General features: G+C 68.8%; 16 protein-coding genes. 10 read left to right on the top strand and 6 right to left on the bottom strand.

Annotated features, from left to right (window positions below; translation table 11 throughout):
* Positions 1-44 precede the first annotated feature (44 nt).
* Positions 45-539 carry a very short patch repair endonuclease gene (locus IE178_RS15340; RefSeq protein WP_193512649.1) on the top strand — a complete coding sequence of 165 codons (495 nt, stop codon included), beginning with the start codon at positions 45-47 and terminating at the stop codon, positions 537-539.
* Here the strand turns inward: IE178_RS15340 and IE178_RS15335 are convergent.
* Positions 454-2,436, bottom strand: a complete 1,983-nt coding sequence (locus IE178_RS15335) for a DNA (cytosine-5-)-methyltransferase (protein ID WP_193512648.1) — start codon at positions 2,434-2,436, stop codon at positions 454-456. The two genes, IE178_RS15340 and IE178_RS15335, sit on opposite strands and share 86 nt — an antisense overlap.
* A gap of 801 nt (positions 2,437-3,237) precedes the next feature.
* Between IE178_RS15335 and IE178_RS15330 the strand changes: the two genes are divergently transcribed.
* Positions 3,238-3,675 (top strand): hypothetical protein, encoded by a 438-nt coding sequence (locus tag IE178_RS15330; protein ID WP_193512647.1) that lies wholly within the window; start codon positions 3,238-3,240, stop codon positions 3,673-3,675.
* 669 nt (positions 3,676-4,344) lie between these two features.
* Positions 4,345-4,599 (top strand): hypothetical protein, encoded by a 255-nt coding sequence (locus IE178_RS35975; RefSeq protein ID WP_318280069.1) that lies wholly within the window; start codon positions 4,345-4,347, stop codon positions 4,597-4,599.
* A gap of 96 nt (positions 4,600-4,695) precedes the next feature.
* On the opposite strand, the gene IE178_RS15320 is transcribed toward IE178_RS35975, so the two are convergent.
* The gene (locus tag IE178_RS15320) at positions 4,696-5,442 is read right to left on the bottom strand and encodes a DNA-methyltransferase (protein WP_193512646.1); all 747 of its coding nucleotides are present in this window, start codon (positions 5,440-5,442) and stop codon (positions 4,696-4,698) included.
* A gap of 576 nt (positions 5,443-6,018) precedes the next feature.
* Here IE178_RS15320 and IE178_RS15315 point away from each other — a divergent pair.
* The 5 genes from IE178_RS15315 to IE178_RS15295 all read left to right on the top strand — a co-directional run bounded on the left by IE178_RS15315 (position 6,019) and on the right by IE178_RS15295 (position 11,261).
* Positions 6,019-7,161 carry a C40 family peptidase gene (locus tag IE178_RS15315; RefSeq protein ID WP_193512645.1) on the top strand — a complete coding sequence of 381 codons (1,143 nt, stop codon included), beginning with the start codon at positions 6,019-6,021 and terminating at the stop codon, positions 7,159-7,161.
* A gap of 87 nt (positions 7,162-7,248) precedes the next feature.
* Entirely contained in the window at positions 7,249-7,557 is a 309-nt protein-coding gene (locus IE178_RS15310; RefSeq protein WP_023421641.1) for a DUF6112 family protein, read from the top strand.
* Positions 7,557-8,237: a hypothetical protein gene (locus tag IE178_RS15305; protein WP_193512644.1), complete on the top strand. Its 681-nt coding sequence runs from the start codon at positions 7,557-7,559 to the stop codon at positions 8,235-8,237. The genes IE178_RS15310 and IE178_RS15305 overlap by 1 nt, the downstream gene beginning before the upstream one ends.
* A 28-nt stretch (positions 8,238-8,265) precedes the next feature.
* On the top strand, positions 8,266-9,684 hold the full coding sequence (locus IE178_RS15300) for an SCO6881 family protein (protein WP_193512643.1): 1,419 nt from the start codon (positions 8,266-8,268) through the stop codon (positions 9,682-9,684).
* Positions 9,685-9,818: 134 nt separating this feature from the next.
* Complete coding sequence (locus IE178_RS15295; RefSeq protein WP_193512642.1) at positions 9,819-11,261, top strand: SCO6880 family protein; 1,443 nt, start codon at positions 9,819-9,821, stop codon at positions 11,259-11,261.
* An 85-nt stretch (positions 11,262-11,346) separates the two neighbouring features.
* Here the strand turns inward: IE178_RS15295 and IE178_RS15290 are convergent, their stop codons facing one another.
* From IE178_RS15290 to IE178_RS35970, 4 genes are all read right to left on the bottom strand, one after another.
* On the bottom strand, positions 11,347-11,772 hold the full coding sequence (locus tag IE178_RS15290) for a hypothetical protein (RefSeq protein ID WP_193512641.1): 426 nt from the start codon (positions 11,770-11,772) through the stop codon (positions 11,347-11,349).
* 60 nt (positions 11,773-11,832) lie between these two features.
* The gene (locus tag IE178_RS15285) at positions 11,833-13,218 is read right to left on the bottom strand and encodes a site-specific integrase (RefSeq protein ID WP_318280068.1); all 1,386 of its coding nucleotides are present in this window, start codon (positions 13,216-13,218) and stop codon (positions 11,833-11,835) included.
* Positions 13,219-13,589: 371 nt separating this feature from the next.
* Positions 13,590-13,916 (bottom strand): helix-turn-helix domain-containing protein, encoded by a 327-nt coding sequence (locus IE178_RS15280; protein ID WP_193512639.1) that lies wholly within the window; start codon positions 13,914-13,916, stop codon positions 13,590-13,592.
* A 4-nt stretch (positions 13,917-13,920) separates the two neighbouring features.
* The gene (locus IE178_RS35970) at positions 13,921-14,454 is read right to left on the bottom strand and encodes a tyrosine-type recombinase/integrase (RefSeq protein WP_318280071.1); all 534 of its coding nucleotides are present in this window, start codon (positions 14,452-14,454) and stop codon (positions 13,921-13,923) included.
* A gap of 801 nt (positions 14,455-15,255) precedes the next feature.
* On the opposite strand from IE178_RS35970, the gene IE178_RS15270 reads away from it, so the two are divergent.
* A complete protein-coding gene (locus IE178_RS15270; RefSeq protein WP_438874379.1) occupies positions 15,256-16,029 on the top strand; it encodes a hypothetical protein in 774 nt (257 codons plus the stop codon).
* A gap of 100 nt (positions 16,030-16,129) precedes the next feature.
* Complete coding sequence (locus tag IE178_RS15265) at positions 16,130-16,894, top strand: hypothetical protein (protein WP_193512638.1); 765 nt, start codon at positions 16,130-16,132, stop codon at positions 16,892-16,894.
* The last annotated feature ends 15 nt before the right edge of the window (positions 16,895-16,909 follow it).

The following is a 16,909-nucleotide window of genomic DNA, read 5'->3' as shown; positions in this document are numbered from 1 at the left end:
GGCACCCTCACACCCGTAGGCCGACGACGGGCTGGGGCTGAGGTATGGCAGCAGGTGAGGACACCACGAGCGCGAAGTGGGTCAGCACGGAGCTGAGCGGCCACCTGCGCGGTCGGCGCGCCCGCGACACGAAACCGGAGGTGGCCCTCCGGCGTGCCGTACACCAGCTCGGCCTCCGGTTCCGTCTACAGCGCAAGGTGGCTGCCCGTTGCACGGCGGACTTCGTCCTGCCCAGGTACGGCGTGGCGGTGTTCGTCGACGGGTGCTTCTGGCACGGTTGTCCGGTGCACGGCCCGAAGACGTTCCGCGGCCCGAACGCCGCCTTGTGGGAAGCGAAGATCGAGACCAACAAGGAGCGCGACCGCCGGAACACCGCAGCAGCCGAGGCCGCCAGCTGGACCGTCGTCCGTGTCTGGGAGTGCGAGATCCGGGCTGACGTCGAGCGCGCTGCGCTCAGCGTCGCCCGGCAGTGCGACCAGACTCGCGAGCCTGGGTCGGCGCCGTCTCCCGTCCGTGGGTCCCGGTCAACGCGTCCGTGAACAGGTCGCCCGAGACGCTCTCCCTGGCGACGCAGTACTTGCTCAGGGGGCACGCCTCGCAGAGCGGCTCCTTGGCCCGGCAGAAGCTGCTTCCGATGAGCCGGAGCGCCGCCATACGCAGAGGCGCGTCCTCGCCGGCTCCGACGAGCTTCACCAAGTCCACTCGACCGTCGCTGAGCCTGTTCGTGCGATCCGAATCGCTGCCGTGCAGACGGGCTGCGACGCGCAGCGCGCCCTGCCCGACCCACAGGAGGTCCTCGCCGACCAGCAGCCGGTAGACCGTCGCCTCAGCCGGCTTCAGCTTCAGCTGCTCACGGACCTTCTCCTCGTCGTCCCAGACGCTCGGCTGGTCGATCACCGCGGTGAGCCGGGCGACCCGGACCTTCACCGCCTCGGAGGGTGCCGCCGCAGTAAGTGTCTCGAGCGCGGCTTTGCTCAGGGACGCCTGCCCCCGCACGACCTCGACCATCTCCGCAAGCTGCGCGGGCTGGATCCGGGTCCCGGACAGTATGGCCACGACTGCGGCCTGCAACCCGGACATCTGGTCGCCCGGAAGCTGGTACCAGTCCTCCGACTCACGCCGCTCTTCGGCCCAGGCGGTCAGATCCCTTCGCACCGTGCGCCAGTGCGGCTGGAGTCCACCCTCGCTCGGCTGCTCGTCACCCACGGGCAGCAGGGCCTCCGCCGCGGCCTCACCGAGGAGGGGCGGCACCGCGTTACCGATCTGGCGGAAGGCGTCACTGCGCGTGCCGGCGAAGCGGAACCTGTCCGGGAAGGTCTGCACCCGCGCGGCCTCCCGCACGGTGAGGGTGCGCGGCTGGTCCTGGTCCGGATGGATGTACCAGTAGCCGTCCTTGGCGATGTGGGCGGTGATCGACCTGCTGAGGTCCGCCCAGTCGAGCTTCTTGTACTTGTCCGTGAAGTGGTCGGCCTTGTAGCGCTGCAGTTCCGGGGAGATCTGCGAGTACAGGGTCCTGGAGTCCATGCTGGAGAAGATCTCCGCGTCGTCCTTCCGGACCCGTCGGGTCATGTGGTCCCACACCCGGTCCTTGCGCGCCCACTTACGCATGTCCTGAGCGAACTTGGAGAGCTCGGACGGCTCGTCGTACGGCAGTTCGCGCTGCCCGACACGCTCGGTGGGCACGACCGGCAACACCGGCAGGTCACCGATGGCGTCCCGCAGCGTGGTCCGCTGATCGTGCTCCAGCTCCTGACGCCACTCGAAGCGCTCCACGTCGTTCCTCGCCAGCAGGATCAGTCGCTTCCTGTGCTGCGGAACGCCGTACTTCCACGCATCGACGAGACGGACCTGCGTCGCGTAGCCGAGGTCCTCCAACTGCTCCTCGATGGTGCGCACCACGAAGAAGTCGTCGCCGAGACCCATGTCCGGCACGTTCTCCATGAGGACCGCACGCGGCCGGAGGCGCTTCACGACGTCGAGGTAGGCGCTCCACAATTCCTTGCGGCGATCATGGGGATCGCGGCCGTGATGCTCCACGAGGCTGCGGATCTTGCTCCGGCCGGCCCTGCTGAACGGCTGGCAAGGAGGGCCGCCGGCCACCAGATCGATCTTGGCCGGCGCCAGCATCTCGACGAGCCTGTCACGCTCGTCAGGATTGCCCAGGTCCATGTGGAGGCTCATGCCCGGGAAGTTCGCGGCGTGCGTCTGGAGCGCCCGCTCGTCGAAGTCGACCGCGGCTGCGACCGTCCACCCTGCTCGCTCCAGTCCGAGGCTCAGTCCACCCGCTCCGGAGAAGAGGTCGACGGCCAGACGCTTGTTAGCACCGAAGCCACCGAGCCACTTCTCGAAGTTCTCGGGCTTGCAGCTGTTCCTGTGACGCCTGAGCTCCAGGCAGTCGCTCCGCTCCAGAGGCACCCCATAGTGCTGCCTACGCACTGCGCCAACCTCCATCGGACGAGAAGAACGAGCACCAGGAGATCACACAACCTCTGGCAAGATCAAGAATCCGGCGTCCACCTCGGATGACTGGATCGATTGGGGCGCACCAGGCGCCCCGAGAATATTACGCGGCACCCACCCCTGTGATGGAAAGCAGCCCCCCAGTAACTCCAGAGAGGGCCAATCATACGGACAAACACTGACAAGGTCACCAAGAGCCCTGTTATCCATCCCACCCAGCAGACAGGCATCGCTCGTGGCGGCACAGGCACCGAGACTCATGCCACTGCCTCGTCCGCGGCATCGCTTCCGCTCCGAGGTGATGCCGGCGTCCTGCAGTTGGCCGATCCCGTGGTCGAGCTGGAAGGTCTCCGAACGTCCGGGGAAGATCCGGAGGACTACGAACACTGACGCGAGTCAGGACTTCGAGCCACTGGCCGGCGTCTGCCCATGGCACGGGCGTGCCCGCCCGGAGACCGGGCATGCCGCCCTCCTGCTTCCCGACGGCGGAGTACCCACAGTCTCCCGTTGATTGCCCTTCACAGAGATCGCGGGAGGGAGCGCTGGTGGCGGAGCCGATGCTGCTCCGGTAGGAAGCGGACGGTCAGGATGTCGAGCTGCCCGGTTCGACGGTGGCACTGGAGGTGGAGCTGCAGCGGCAGGTCGAGGCCGGTCTGGAGCAGATGCTCGGCATCCGGTTCGTGGCGTCGGAGTACACGACCGCTCCGAGGCCAACGACGTGATCCAGTCCCGCTGAACGCGGCTTCGGGGAACAATGAGGACGTCTCTTGTTCCCCGATGCCGATGAAGGAATACAAATTGACCATGCAGTTCCCTGCCCCTGGGCACGTAATCGATACCGAGATACGGCTCAAGGCTCAACGGGTTCTCAAAGCCATGTCCGCCGATGCCCGGGGAGTGTGGGAGGAGGCCATGGAAGAGGTCAAGGAAGATGCCCTGGGCGAAGGTGTCGTGTTGTCCACTCAGGCGTTCAAGGGGAAGTTCGACCCTGACGATGAAGTCTGGCTCGGCCCACGGGAGCTGAACCTGGACAGGTACATGTGCGAAGAGGGCTTGGGCGTGCTGACGTTGATCGAGTACGCCATCGCCGGAACCGTCACCCGGTGCGAAGTGGTCACATGTCGTCAGTTCGGTGATGTGGTCCACCGCATGGTGGTCGGGGAAATCGTGGTGGGCGGCGCGCTATCCGACCCCACACCTCCGGCGCTCCCCTGAGGAAGGGTGGAACAGCCCAGTGCCAGCGGCTGTTCCGACCTCCCGAGGCCAAGTCCCCACGGCCCGTCCACAGGCCCGGTGGGCAGGCTGTCCTATGAGACCACCCAGACGAGCAACGGCAACCATTCCAATACGTCGTCACGGACATGTAGTCCATGAATCGTCGCAGTTCAGAGCAGGTATCCGAGCTCCTGCGGTCGGTAATGTCGAGTTCAAAAAAGGGCTCCGACAGCGGGGTGCTGTCACAGGCTGTCTCGTACCTGTCCTGGCTGCGCTCGGCACAGCACGAGTCCGAGGGGCTCAACCGGAAGGTACTGAGCGCGGAGAACGACGAGTCGATCGACTGGCGTCGGCCACGGATGGTCTGCATCGCGGCCGGCTTCTCCCACAACGACCGTGTGGCCGTGCAGTGGCTGGCCGAGCAAATCGACCTGGTGCGCTACCGGGTCTTCGAGGGACGGCCTGCTGAGTCTGCTGTTCGTCGATTCCTCGCCCAGCTCACCGAGCGCCGCTTCGTCTCGGCAGAGGCAGGAGCGGGACGCGGTGGTCGGCGGCGCGCCGGCCGCCCCGGCGACTCCTCCGCCGGCTGGTGCCAGCCTCGTCCCGGAGTGTCTGCAGGACCTGTACGGGGAGCTGGACGACGCGCTTACAGCGTGAGGCGAGGTCGAGGTGGCACCGCTGCAGTACTGCATCGCCTACCGGCGGCTGGTGAACGTGGCGTCGGTGATCTTCCGTCCGAAGCACGAGGCGATCCTGACGTACCTCAGACTCGACCCGGACACGGTCCAGCTGGAGGAGGGCTTCACCCGGGACATGCGCGGCATCGGGCACCTGGGAACCGGAGACCTGGAGGTGCGCCTCGTTTCGGCGGCCGACTTGGAGAAGGCGGCGCCGCTCATCCGGCAGGCGTTCGAAGCGGCTTGACGCAACGGGAAGAGCGGCTGATGCATCGGCTACTCGATGCACCAGCCGCCCTTCGGCGTCTGCGGGCCACCGGCCCCGGGCTCTCCGCTCTCATGCTCATGCCTCCGGTCCGGCCAGCCCGAAGTCGTCCTTCGTCAGCTCGGCGCGCAGCCGCTCCTCGGCGATGTCGGCGTAGTGCGCGGACAGCTCGACGCCCACGAAGCGGCGTCCCTCGCGCAGGGCCGCGACCCCGGTGGAGCCGCTGCCGGTGAACGGGTCGAGGACGGTGCCGCCCTCGGGGCAGACCTGGACGAGCTGTTGCATAACCTCGACCGGCTTCTGGGTGATGTGGACCCGGCCCTTGCGGGGCTGGGAGGCGATGTAGTGGCCGGGCAGGTAGAGGTCGCGGGTGTTGTCGAGGGATCCCTTGACGCCCCAGACGATGAACTCGGAGTCCTGCTTCGGACCGCCCTTGCGGGGCCGGCTGGAGGGCTTGATCCACGGGATGGTGCCGCTCCAGGTCCACCCCGCCATCTGCAGGGCGTCGGAGGTGGTCGGCTCCTGACGCCAGTCGGTGAAGACCATGGCGACCGCGTGCTCGGTCGAGGCCCGGTACGCCTCGGTGAGCAGTTCGGTCAGCCAGGAGCGGTAGGAACGCTGGTCGCGGTTCTCGCCGGGGAAGTCGGCGAGGTCGTGGGCGCTGTTGCTGGTGACGTACTTGGCTCGCGCGGTGCGGCCGGTGCGTTCCGAGCTGGTGCGTCCACCGGAGTTGTACGGGGGGTCGGTGATCACCGCGTGGACGCTCTCGTCGGGGAGGGACTTCAGGACGGTCAGGGCGTCGCCCCGGTGCAGCGTGTAGCTCATGGGGAGGACCTCTCTTCGGGCACGGCGGATCCGAGCCCGCTCAGGACAGCGCTCAGCAGCGGTCATCTCGGACGGGGTTGCACCGGAGGTTAACGGCCGATTCCGGCCGCACCTAACGAGCTGCCCCGTGCTGCGGGCCCCGAGGTGGCAGTCGTTTGGTGCGGCCGGAATCCGGGTCTACTGTCTCGCCGTGTCACCGGGCAGGAGCCCCGCTCCCCCCTTTTGACCTGTACTTATCCGTGCCTTCTCGTCCAATCGAGCAGCGTCGGAGGCACGTTGACCATGCATCCCCGAGTGCCTTTCGGAGGTCCCGGTGTACTGCCTGAGATTACGAGCGCGGCTGACTGCCGCGTGACCTGAAACCGGCGTCCAGGAGCCACCACCTCCTCAGACCCGGACCCGCCCGAGAGGCGGATGCGCATCGGCGCGGTGCTGGCGGCTTCGCACGAGAAGTCGGCACCGCGCCTCCTACGAACACCGAGGAGCCGCTGCGATGCAGCATGCCCTGATACACCCGCGCCCCGACCCACCGCTGTCACCTGGCCGTCACCGCCATCCTGATGAACGGCGGCGGCGATGAAGGCGACCGGAGCCCTCCTCGGTCTCTGCGCGACTGGCCCGCTGCTGCTGGCCCTCCCGATCCTCGCCATCGGCGCCGGTACCGCCTCGGCCGCGTGCTCGACCGACGCTGCACAGGGTGTGGATACCGCCGCCGTCGCCAAGCAGGTGATGGCCATCCTGGACGGCGGCGACAAGGGCTCGGTCTCTGTGCCGGGCCTGGACGACCCGGCCGAGCAGGTGCCCAACGCCAAGACGATCCAGGCCACGGGCGTCGCGATGGACATCCCCGCCCGGGGACAGGTCGTGGCCCTGGCGACCGCCCTGCAGGAGAGCGGCCTGCGGAATCTGACCTACGGCGACCGCGACTCGCTGGGGTTGTTCCAGCAGCGGCCGTCGATGGGTTGGGGAACGGCGAACGAGATCCTCGACCCGGTGCACGCCAGCACCAAGTTCTACGAAGGACTCAAGAAGGTCTCCGGCTGGCAGTCCCTGTCCATCACTCAGGCCGCCCAAGCAGTGCAGAAGTCGGGTTTCCCAGATGCGTACGCCAAGTGGGAGCCGCTGGCCACCGCCCTGCAGAAGGCGATCGAGCCCCTGCTGCAGAAGGCCGGCGACCCGTCGCCGGGTCCTTCGCCGTCCGGCTCGGCCGACGCAAGCAGTCCTTCACCCAGTGCCGCGGGCCGCTGTTCGGCGGACGGGAGCGGGACGGACTTCGGCACCATCCCGGCCGGTGCGCTGCCGGACGAGTACGAGATCCCCGCCACTGCCCCGCGAGAGGTTCAGACGGCGATCCGGTGGGCGTTGGGTCAGCTCGACACTCCGTACCAGTGGGGTGGGAGCTGCACCGACTCCCACGGCACCGACCCGATGGGCCGCTGCGACTGCTCGTCCCTGATGCAGCAGGCATACAAGGCCGCCGGGGTGACCCTGACGCGGACCACGTACACGCAGGTCAAGGACGGCAAGGCCGTCTCGGTCGACGCCCTTGAGCCGGGCGACCTCCTCTTCACCGAAGGGACGGCCGCCGTGCCCGAGCACGTCGGGATGGTGATCGGGCATGGCTTGATCGTCCACGCCCCGCACACCGGTGACGTGGTGCGGATCACGACCCTCGCGTCCTGGAAAACGCGGATTCTCGCGGCCCGCCGAGTCGTCTGACCGGCGCCTCCCCTCCCTCCTCTCCTCCCGCAGCACTGCTTCGCCCGCTCGGGCTTCGGCGTGCATTCATTCGAACTGGAGTTCCCCTTGTATCTCGCTGACCAGGTCATACAGCTCGCCTACGATCCCGGGATCAAGCCGAACGAGGGCGGTCTGCCGGGCCTCAACGTCCTCAAGCAGGTGATGGGCTCGATCAACCTCTTCGGACTCATCGCCGTGGTCGGCGCCCTCGCCGTCAGCGCGGGCGTGTGGGCCTGGGGCCACCACTCCGGTGGTCACCAGGCCGAGGCGAACGGGAAGAAGGGCGTGCTAGTGAGCGCCGGCGCGGCCCTTCTGCTCGGTGCGGCCAACGGCGTGGTGGCGTTCTTCTCGACGCTCGGGACGCAGGTCCACTAATGGCTCAGCGCTCCACCCGCCCCGGCGGTGCATCCCTCGTGCGCCGCCGGGCGCTGGTCGGCACCGCCGTCCTGGCGGTGCTCGTCGCCTTCGCCGGCCTGACCGCGTACCTCACCCGCGACGGCCGGAGCCCCTCCGATGCTCCCGCTCCACTGCCGAGTTCGCCCGCGGCGTCGTCCTCGCCCACGGCGCCGGCCGGCCCGCACGCGCGATCCCATGCACTTCCCGTCCCGCCGAAGACCCAGGACCCGATCAAGTACGGGAAGGCAGCCGCCGCAGCGCTGTGGTCGTACGACACCCGCGCTTACTCGCAGCCGGAGCTGCGGAAGGCGCTACGCGGCTGGCTGACCAAGGAGTCGAAGTACGCCGATCCGGCCTCCGTCGACAAGGTCGTCCCCTCGCCCGTGCTGTGGAAGGAGATGGCCGCGAACGGCCAGTTCGCCACCGCCAAGGTGAACGAGGGGCACTTCCCGCACGCCTTCACCCAGGCCCTCCAGGCCGACCCCGGGGCGATCACCGAGGCGTACGTCTACGCCGTCACGGTCTCCGGAAAGCAGTCGATCGCCTGGAAGGGCTCGCCGGCGGGCGGCGCGGAGAGCCGGTCCACCACCCTCGCGGTCCAGTGCCGACCCGACCACCCCTGCGCCCTGGTCGGCGTCATGCCGTCCGTCGCGCCCTGACCCCCGCCTCAGTAAGGAGGTACGAACCATGGGAGTCTGCGACTTCCCGCTGATGGACAAGGTCTGCGGCGCCGTCGACTTCGCCACCAATCCCGCCGGCACCGTCACCGACGGCCTCGGGGCGTGGATCGCGAAGTCGGCGGGTGAACTGGCGGCCAGCGCGGCCGACCTGGCCGCCAAGGCCGTCAACAAGACGACGGCCATCGACCTCAACGCCGGGTGGTTCCGGGACAACTACGAGCTGCTGCTGCCCATCGGGCTCGCCCTGACCGTCGGCATCTTCTGCATCCAACTCATGACCGCGGCCTGGCGTCGTGACGAACGCGCCCTCGCCAAGGCCACGTTCGGCACCATGACCGGCGTCCTGTTCAGCTTCTCCGCCATCGCCTTCACCACCGTCGCCGTCACCGTGGTCGACGCGTTGTCCGACGGGCTGTTCCAAGCGGCCAACACCTCGATCGACGACGCGATCCGCCGCGTGGTCAAGGTCGACCAGATGGGAGCCATGTACGGCCTCGGCTGGGGCGTCTCCGCACTGGTCGCCTTCGGGTGCGCGATCGGCGCCTTCCTCTACTGGGGCGTGATGGTCGCCCGCAAGGTCGGCGTCCTGATCATGGTCGCGCTCGCCGTGTTCGCCGGGGCCGGTGGCGGCTGGGAGGTCGCCAAGCGGTGGCGGCGCGGCTGGATCGAGGCCACCGGCACCCTGATCGTCTCCAAGCTCCTGATGACCGTCGTCTTCCTCATCGGCGTCTCCGCCATGGGCAAGAGCGACGCCGGCGACGGGATGGCGGCCCTGTCCGACGCGATGGCCGGCATCGTCGTGATGGTCCTGGTGCTGCTCTGCCCGTACGCGACGTACAAGTTCGTCCACTGGGCCAGCGACGGCGGCGGCCACGACGACATGCACCGCACCGGAGTCGCCGGCATGGCGGTCGCCGCCGGCGCGGCGAAGACCGCGGGCAGCCTCGCACTGCGGGCCGGCACCGGCACCCCCGCACCGCAGGGTCCGAACTGGGTCCCCGGTGCGGGGACCCACGGTGTCGCCTCCGGCATCAACCCCTCCGGCGGCAACCTCAGCAAGGAGGACATCGACGCCGGCCCGCCCAGGCCGCAGACCCGCTTCCGGTACGGCGAAGACCCGAACTCCACCGGTGACAAGGGCCGGGCCCTGATCCAGCGCCCGGGGATTCCGCCGCTGATCACGCGTCCCGGCGAGGACGAGCCGGAGGGGTCCGAGGGGACCGTCCAAGGCGCCGCGGGTGGTTCCGGTCATCTCGCCGGCGCATCGGCTCCGGGCGGTGGCATGACCTCCATGCCACCTGCCGGTCCCGCGTCTTCGTCCTCCGGCGCCCCGGCCGCACCGCCGTCTCCCGCCGGACCGTCGACCGCCGGTTCTTCCACGCCGGCCAACTGGGTCTTCCCCACCCAGCCGCCGTCGGGTTCCTGACCCACCATCCACGGGGCGGGCTGCACTCCACGGTCCGCCCCCACCTCACCCGACCAGCAGGAGATTTCTCGCCATGACCTCCAGAAGAGCGTCGCGCGCCTCGTCATCCGCCCGCTCCCACGTCTGGAAACACCATGTCCGGCAAGCACCAGTCCCCCGCGCCCACCGTGAAGTTCCCCCACCGCAGCAGGCGCGGCGTTCTGCTCGGCCTGACCGCCCCGCAGTTGACCGTCACCGGCCTCACCGGCCTTCTCCTTCTTGTCGTGGTCCTCACGCGCGGCGTGGCCGGCGCACTCCAGCTCATCCCGCTGTGGGCCGTCATCGCCCTCCTCGTCTTCGTCCGCCACCGGGGCCGTGCCCTGGCGGACTGGGCTCCGATCGTCGCCCGCTACGCCCTGCGCCGGATGCGCGGCCAGCTCGTCTGGCTCGCCCGGCCTTCCCGCCGGCCCACCCGCGAAGGACTGCTCCACCTTCCTGGCACCGCCGCCAGCCTGCGCGTGGTAACCGCTCCCGACGGACACTACGGCGCGGTCCACAACCCACACACCGGCACGCTGACCGCGGTGGTCAGGGTCTCTTCCCGCGCCTACGCCCTGCTCGACCCGGGCACCCAGCAGGCCAACGTGGGCGGCTGGGGCCGCGCGCTGGCCACGCTCGCCCGCACCGGGCAGATCGCCCGCATCCAGGTGATCGAGCGCACCGTCCCGGACTCCGGCGACGCGCTTCGCCGCTACTGGGAAGAGCACGGCCGACCCGACACCCCCATGGCCGGCGCGATCTACAACGAGCTGATCCAGAGCGCGGGCCCGGCAGCCGCCCCGCACGAGGCGTACGTCGCGGTGTCCCTGGACACCAAGGCGGCACGACGGCTGATCAACCAGGCCGGCGGCGGCCTCACCGGTGCCTTCGGCGTCCTGGCGCAGCTCACCTCCACTTTCGACCAGGCCGCGCGGACCGCCGGACTCACCCCCACCGGCTGGCTCACCGCCCGTGAGATCGCCGCCGTGGTACGCACCGCCTACGACCCCAGGGCACTGGCGACGCTGGACCGGTGGTCCACCGCCGGCCGTCCCGAGGCCGACCCCGCCGCCGCAGGACCCGTCGTGGTCGTCGAGAAGGCGGACCACATCGCGACCGACTCGGCCGTCCACGCCACGTACTGGGTGGAGAACTGGCCCCGGACCGAGGCGTCGGCCGGGTTCCTGCACCAGCTGCTGTTCACCGGCGGGGTCCGGCGCACGCTGTCGCTCTCCTACGAGCCGAAGGGACTGGACGCCGCCCTGCGCGACGTCCGGCGGAGGAAGTCCAGCGTCCTTGCTGACGCCGCCGAGCGGGCCCGGCGCGGCCAGGTCGACTCCGAGGCGGACTCGATCGAGTACCAGGACATCAAGGCACGTGAGCGACAGCTCATCGCGGGTCACGCCGACGTCGCCCTGACCGGGCTGCTGACCGTCTCGGCCGACTCCGAGGACGAACTGCGCACCGCCTGCGCCGTGGTGGAGACCGCGGCCGTCGGTGCCCAGCTCGACCTCCGGCCGCTGACCTGGCAGCAGGCCGAGGCGTTCACCCAAGGGTGATGGGCCGATGACGCCCCTTACTCAAGGGGTGTTTCGGTTGGGCCGAGGCGCGATACGCGAACCACACGTCCACTATCGGAACACCTCATACGGTCGGCCCCCGTCCTTCGTCGAGAACAGCTTCATCGACGAACCGGAGAATCCGCTCCCTTTCCGCCCTCTCATCGGTGGCGTCGTAGTGCCGCACTTCGTTCCACCAGCGGTCGTGATCGAAACCGTCGCAGTGGTTGAAGGGATGCGCGGTGCTGCGCAATCGCTGCCACTCACGCACGATCGCGGCCCGCTGCCACGGATCGGGCCGCTCCAGCCGGAGGAGAGTATGCAGGAACCCGGCCGAGTCACTCACCAGGATGAGCAGGGACTGCATGGCGAAGGAGGTCTCGCCAGTCCTACCCACTGCCTCGTATACCCGCCCCAGCTGCGTGTTGAGGAACGTCTCCAAGGCGATGATGTCTTCGCGTGTGAGCTCGGCGGCGTAGGTGAGGGTGCGCTCGGATTTGGGGCCTGTCACGCGGGCGGATCCTCCAGTTGGGATGGGGGCAGCTCGGCTGATCACCGCCCACCCAAGATCTCAATGATTCGCGTCGGGGGCCACCGAGTTGCCGATGGCGCCGTTGACCAGGTCAGGATGGTCCAGGGTGTTGGCGTAGCGGAGTGCGGCGGTGATCGAGAGTCCGAACAGGTCGCAGATGCGTCGGACGTCCCCGCCGGTTGCGTGGATCTCCTGAAGGATGCGGTCCTCCCGCAGAGCCTGTGGTTTCAGCTGGGCTGCGATCCAGGGGAAGTTCCGGCTAACGGGTGTGGTTCGCGGTGCGGTCTTCCGGTTGACGAAGAGGTGCGCGTTAAGGGTCGTGGGCCAGGTCTTCGTCCGGTGGTCCAGGTAAGCGGCCAGGCGGGTCAGGACCGGGCCGGCCAGCGGGATTGTTCGGTCTTGCAGGATGAGGCGTCCGTCCCGGATGTCGGTCAGCTGCATCGCAGCCAGCTGCGGGCTGGTCACCGCGTGGAACGCGACGAGCGCGATGGCCAGGGCCACGGCGGGGTCGGGCGAATTGAGTGCCTTGCGGATGGCCTCGCTGTCCAGCGGGAGGGGCACTGTGGCATTGACGGGAGTGATGGGAACGCCACGCGTCGGGTCAGTAAAGATCATCTTTCGGGATTTGAGGACCTTGAACAGCGAGCGGAAGCCTTGCTCGGCGAAGTTGCGGTGCGCCCCTCTGGTTGGGAGAGCGGCGACGAAGTCCTTGCGGCTGACCTCAGCCAGGGACTGGCGGCCCGTTTCCGCCCACGTTCGCAGGATGGGGCTCATGCCGAGGATATGCAGATGCGCGGTCTGCGGGTGCCGTGCACGCCTGCGAGGCACCTGCTGGCTGCCTTCGATCATGACGTCGAGCCACGTCTGGAGCTGACTGACCATCGTCGGCGGCAGGTCGGCGGTGTGTTTGGCGAAGTAGTGCCGTACGGCCAGGCTGCGATCGTCGATGAGCAGGTCGGCCGCCGCCAGGATTTCCAGGGTCGACAGCGCGGTGCCGCCGATCCGTGGCAGTTCGAGGACGTCGCTGGCATGGATCTTCGCCCCGGGGGTGTCCTGGAGGGCATGCAGGAGTTTAAGGGAGCGTTTGACCTCGTTGGTGAGCTTCTTGCTCCAGCCGTGCCGGGCGGCGTGCTCGCGCAGGACGGAGTCGCAGTAGGCCAGCATTTCGGTGTCGGGGACGGCGATACGTCGCTTCAGGGCGCTCTGGTTCGGTGGCATGCGGAACAGCAGCAGTTGCCTCCATCTCAGTGGAGTGAACTCAGCTACATCGAGGCGACGTTGGAGTGGCCCAACGTCTGTTGGTTCACCGTGCGAGCGGTGCCGTTTGCCGCGCGGCACGTATGTGTGGTGCAGGTTGGCCAGGTAGAGCTGCTGGCCGTTGCGGCGGACCGCTGCGAGGTCTACAGCCCGGCCGGGTTCCTTCACACGGCGTCCTTCCACGCTGCACAGGCGACACATTCCAGCATCGCCGATCGTGGTATGGAAGCCGCACACCATGCATTCGGCCGTCGGATAGTGGGTCGCCCACCAGCGGCAGCTCCAGCAGTACCAGCTGTGGGCGCGATAGACCCCCCAGGCCAGGCAGCTACGGCACGCCCCGGGATACATCGGGGCGCCGGGGTGGCACGAGTCGCACTGGCCCTGACTGAAGTACCTGTCACGGGACCCACAGCTTCGGCACGGAGGCGGCGCGACCGGGCCCCCGGGAAGGCACTCGTAACAGAAATCCATCCGCGGCTTGGTCCATGCAACACGGTGGACCTGGCAGATCGCGCACTTCGAGGGCGGCGGAGTGCTCACAGGGGCGGTTCCGATCGGGGACGTCCGAACCTCGGCGTGACCACCACGGATGTGTCCGACGTGGCGGACGCAGCCTGCTGCGGCTGGGGGCGGCGGGCGGCGACCTTCTCGGGCTCTCGGATCAGCAGCGCGGTGGGATCGCAGTCGAGTACGGCACAGATCATGTCCAGGTCATCGAGGCGGATCGTGGTCGGGGTGCCAGTCCACAGCGCTGACATCTTCCCCGCGCTGATCTCCAGTCCTGCTGCGGCAAGTTGGCGGCGCATGTCCGTGGACTTCCAGATGCCGCGCTCGGCGGCCTTCATCCGCAGATTCCAGCGCACGAGGTCACACCTCCATTCCGAATCGAGCTTCGAGCCGCTCATTGGCCTGTGTCCACGCCCGTGCAATGTGCTCGCTGCGCACGTGGATGTAGCGGGTCGTGGTGGACAGCCATTCGTGTCCGAGGAGCTCCTGAAGTGCCTTGAGATCCATGCCGTCGCCGTACAGAGAGGATGCGCAGTAGTGCCGAAGAACATGGGGAGTCAGGTGGCCGGCCCACGCAGGGAGCCACAGCTTCGTCTGGGTCTTCAGGGCCTGACGCAGGGCATCGTCGCCGACCCGCGCACACCGGTTGAGCAGTTCGTCGTGACGCTCACTGGGCAGCATCGGCGCGTCCGCATCCGACCAGTCAGCCCCGAACTGGTGGCGGACTTCGGCCAACCACCAGTCGATCAGCTGATCCGCGCCGTTGATGGCGGGGACCAGCCGGGGCTTGGGACCGCGGCCTCTGCTGCCCTTGCCGAACCGGACATGCAACTTCCCGAATTCGCCGAGATCGGGGCGCCAGTCGCGGATGTCGAGCATGACCGTCTCGTTGATCCGCAGGCCCAGGCGTCGCCAGAGCGAGGCGGCGAAGTAGTTCCGCGCCGCAGGCAGGTACTTACGCGCCTCGGGAATGCTCGCGCGCCACTGGCGGAACAGCAGGTCGACTTCGGTGTCGGACGGAGGGATGCGCAGTTCCCCTGCCGTCCGGCCCGGAGGCCGGTTGTATTCGTCGATCGGCGCTCGACGACGTATCCCGTCAGCGCATGGATGTCGCCCTGGTAGCGGCTGATCACGAAGTCGAAGAACTGTGCCACCGTACCGGCCTTGCCAGCACGGGTGTTGGCGGTGTTACCCAGCCGTCGCAGGCCCGCCAGGAACCGGTCCGCGTCGTCGCAGGTGGCCGTCCACAGAGGACCCGACAGGGTGCGCGCGAAGTCGATCACGACCGACCGACTGTTCCCGATGTAGCCATCGGTCAGGCCGGCGGCGGCCATCGCCAACGCGTACTGGTCGACGATCTCCTGCTCGAAGACCTCGACCTCCTCGGCCGTAAGCAGGGCTCGGGCCGAGGCCAGGTTACGGACGACAGCAAGGGTCATCGGCCGCTCGGTTCACAGAACTGGCGCATACGTCAGAGATACAGCCAGGACTTCAGGATTTCCGACGGAACGACGGATTCTTCATCCCGCCGAGTGAACCCCCGCCGGCCTGCACCTGCAGGTCACAACAACGTGCCCGCGGGAATCGAACCCGCGGGAGTAGAGACATAACCCAACCGGACGACCAGCACAGGCACAAGGATCGATCATGTCTGCTTCCTCCACTTCTCCCGCCTCCGGTAAAAGCCAGCCACCGGTGGCCACCGACCCCCTGGTGTGGCGGCGGCACCTCCCGGCACTGGCCTTGGCCGCCGTCGGCATCAACGAGGCGTCCGACGCCTGGGACGCGGTCTCGGACTCCCTCTGCGACACGGACGGCTGGCCCCTCGACGAGGACGCCTACGCGGACGGCAAGGTCAAGCGCGACGCCGAGGCGTGGAAGCACGCCGAGGTGTTCCTCGACCACGGACCCGAGGTGCTGGCCGAGGTCCGCGCCGCCGCCGACGGCCCCGACTACGTCGAGGGGCCGATCAGCGACGACCTGCGCCGGCTGCGCGAGATCGGCACCACCCTGGTCCGAGCAAGTCAGCTCCGGCAGGAGTGGGACCAGATCATGGCGCTCATGGACAGCTCGCAACCGGGCTCGCTCCAGCTCTACCAGGAGCGTGCGGAGGAGCACCGCAACACCGAGGGTTGGCACTACGCGCACGAGCTGTCCTACCAGGGCCCTGCGCTCGTCCGGGCCGGCGAGTACCTGGCCGACCGGGCGGACGCCGAACGGCCGTCGCAGGCCGAACGGGCGCGCGTGGCTCTCACCCGGTCCGCTCCCGGCGCCCGTGGCGTCCCGCCCGCTTCGTCTCCTGTCCCCCCGGCATCGGATCCGCTGCCCCCTGCCTCGTCCCGGGTGAGCGCCGCTCTCGCCCCTTCGCCGTCGGCGGGGCAGTACGCGCTCCCGGCCGGTCCTCTGGCGGAGTCGTCCGCGCGCACCACGCTGCCGCCCGCACGCCCCTCGTCCGTCCCCGGTCGCTGACCACCCACCGCCTTGGAGCCCTTCGTGTACCGCACCGGCAGAAGCGATTCGCCCCTCGCCGCCCACACCTCCGACCGCGCTCACCCCGGATGGATCTGCCGTGCCCAGCCACTACGACGCGATGCCCGATCTGGCCTTCGGCCACCACCCCGTCTACGGCATCGTCGCCGCGAACCCGAAGAACCTCGCAGCCAGCACGTGGATGCTGAAGGGGTTCGACTTCCACCCCGTCCCAAACCAGCCCACTTTGTACGCGCTGGCCAACCAGAACCGTGACGGGCAGGGCCGTACGACCCGCGCGATCGAACTGCTGCGCAAGGCCGGCTACCGGGTTGACGCGGACGCCGCACTCGACCCCGCTCTGACACCCGACACGGCACCAGTCCGCGACCGCGGCCCGCTCGGTGAGCCCGACGTCGCCATCGCCGAGCACCCACAGCTCGGCATCGTCGCTGCCCTCGACGACCGTGCCTCCGGCCTTACCGGGCTGGCTCTGGTGGAGCACGGCTGGCGGCACGACTCGGGCCTGGACATCTACACACTGCCCTCCACCACCGGTCGCGGCGAAGCCCTGGGGAAGGTGGCCGACGCCACGCTGGCCCTGCACCGGTCGGGTCTACGGGTCGCAGTGCAGCCCCGCCTTGCTCAGGACGTAGCAGCACGTCCCCGCCCTGCTGCCGCGCCGGCCGCGCCCCGTGCACGCGGCCGGGTCCCACCTCGTGCATCTCCGATCAGTGCCGCCGCTCTCGCCGCCAGCCCGGCCCGCGTCGGCCTCTCGGGCAAGGCGCCGGTCCCCGCCCCCGTCGTCCCCGCGGCGGCGGTCCGGCCGGTCGACCCCCGCATCGCGTTCTCACGCGACCGCTGATCCAACTCCCGTAAG

It is taken from the genome of Streptomyces griseoloalbus (assembly GCA_014650015.1).
GTDB lineage: Bacteria > Actinomycetota > Actinomycetes > Streptomycetales > Streptomycetaceae > Streptomyces > Streptomyces griseoloalbus.
Note: the sequence above shows the minus strand (reverse complement) of the source record. Positions and strands in the feature narration are given on the sequence as shown.

Excerpts from the sequence above, each read along its gene's own strand:
- IE178_RS15340 (WP_193512649.1), top strand. The coding sequence starts at position 45 with ATGGCAGCAGGTGAGGACACCACGAGCGCGAAGTGGGTCAGCACGGAG.
- IE178_RS15330 (WP_193512647.1), top strand. The coding sequence starts at position 3,238 with ATGCCGATGAAGGAATACAAATTGACCATGCAGTTCCCTGCCCCTGGG.
- IE178_RS15320 (WP_193512646.1), bottom strand. The coding sequence starts at position 5,442 with ATGAGCTACACGCTGCACCGGGGCGACGCCCTGACCGTCCTGAAGTCC.
- IE178_RS15315 (WP_193512645.1), top strand. The coding sequence starts at position 6,019 with ATGAAGGCGACCGGAGCCCTCCTCGGTCTCTGCGCGACTGGCCCGCTG.
- IE178_RS15305 (WP_193512644.1), top strand. The coding sequence starts at position 7,557 with ATGGCTCAGCGCTCCACCCGCCCCGGCGGTGCATCCCTCGTGCGCCGC.
- IE178_RS15300 (WP_193512643.1), top strand. The coding sequence starts at position 8,266 with ATGGGAGTCTGCGACTTCCCGCTGATGGACAAGGTCTGCGGCGCCGTC.
- IE178_RS15295 (WP_193512642.1), top strand. The coding sequence starts at position 9,819 with ATGTCCGGCAAGCACCAGTCCCCCGCGCCCACCGTGAAGTTCCCCCAC.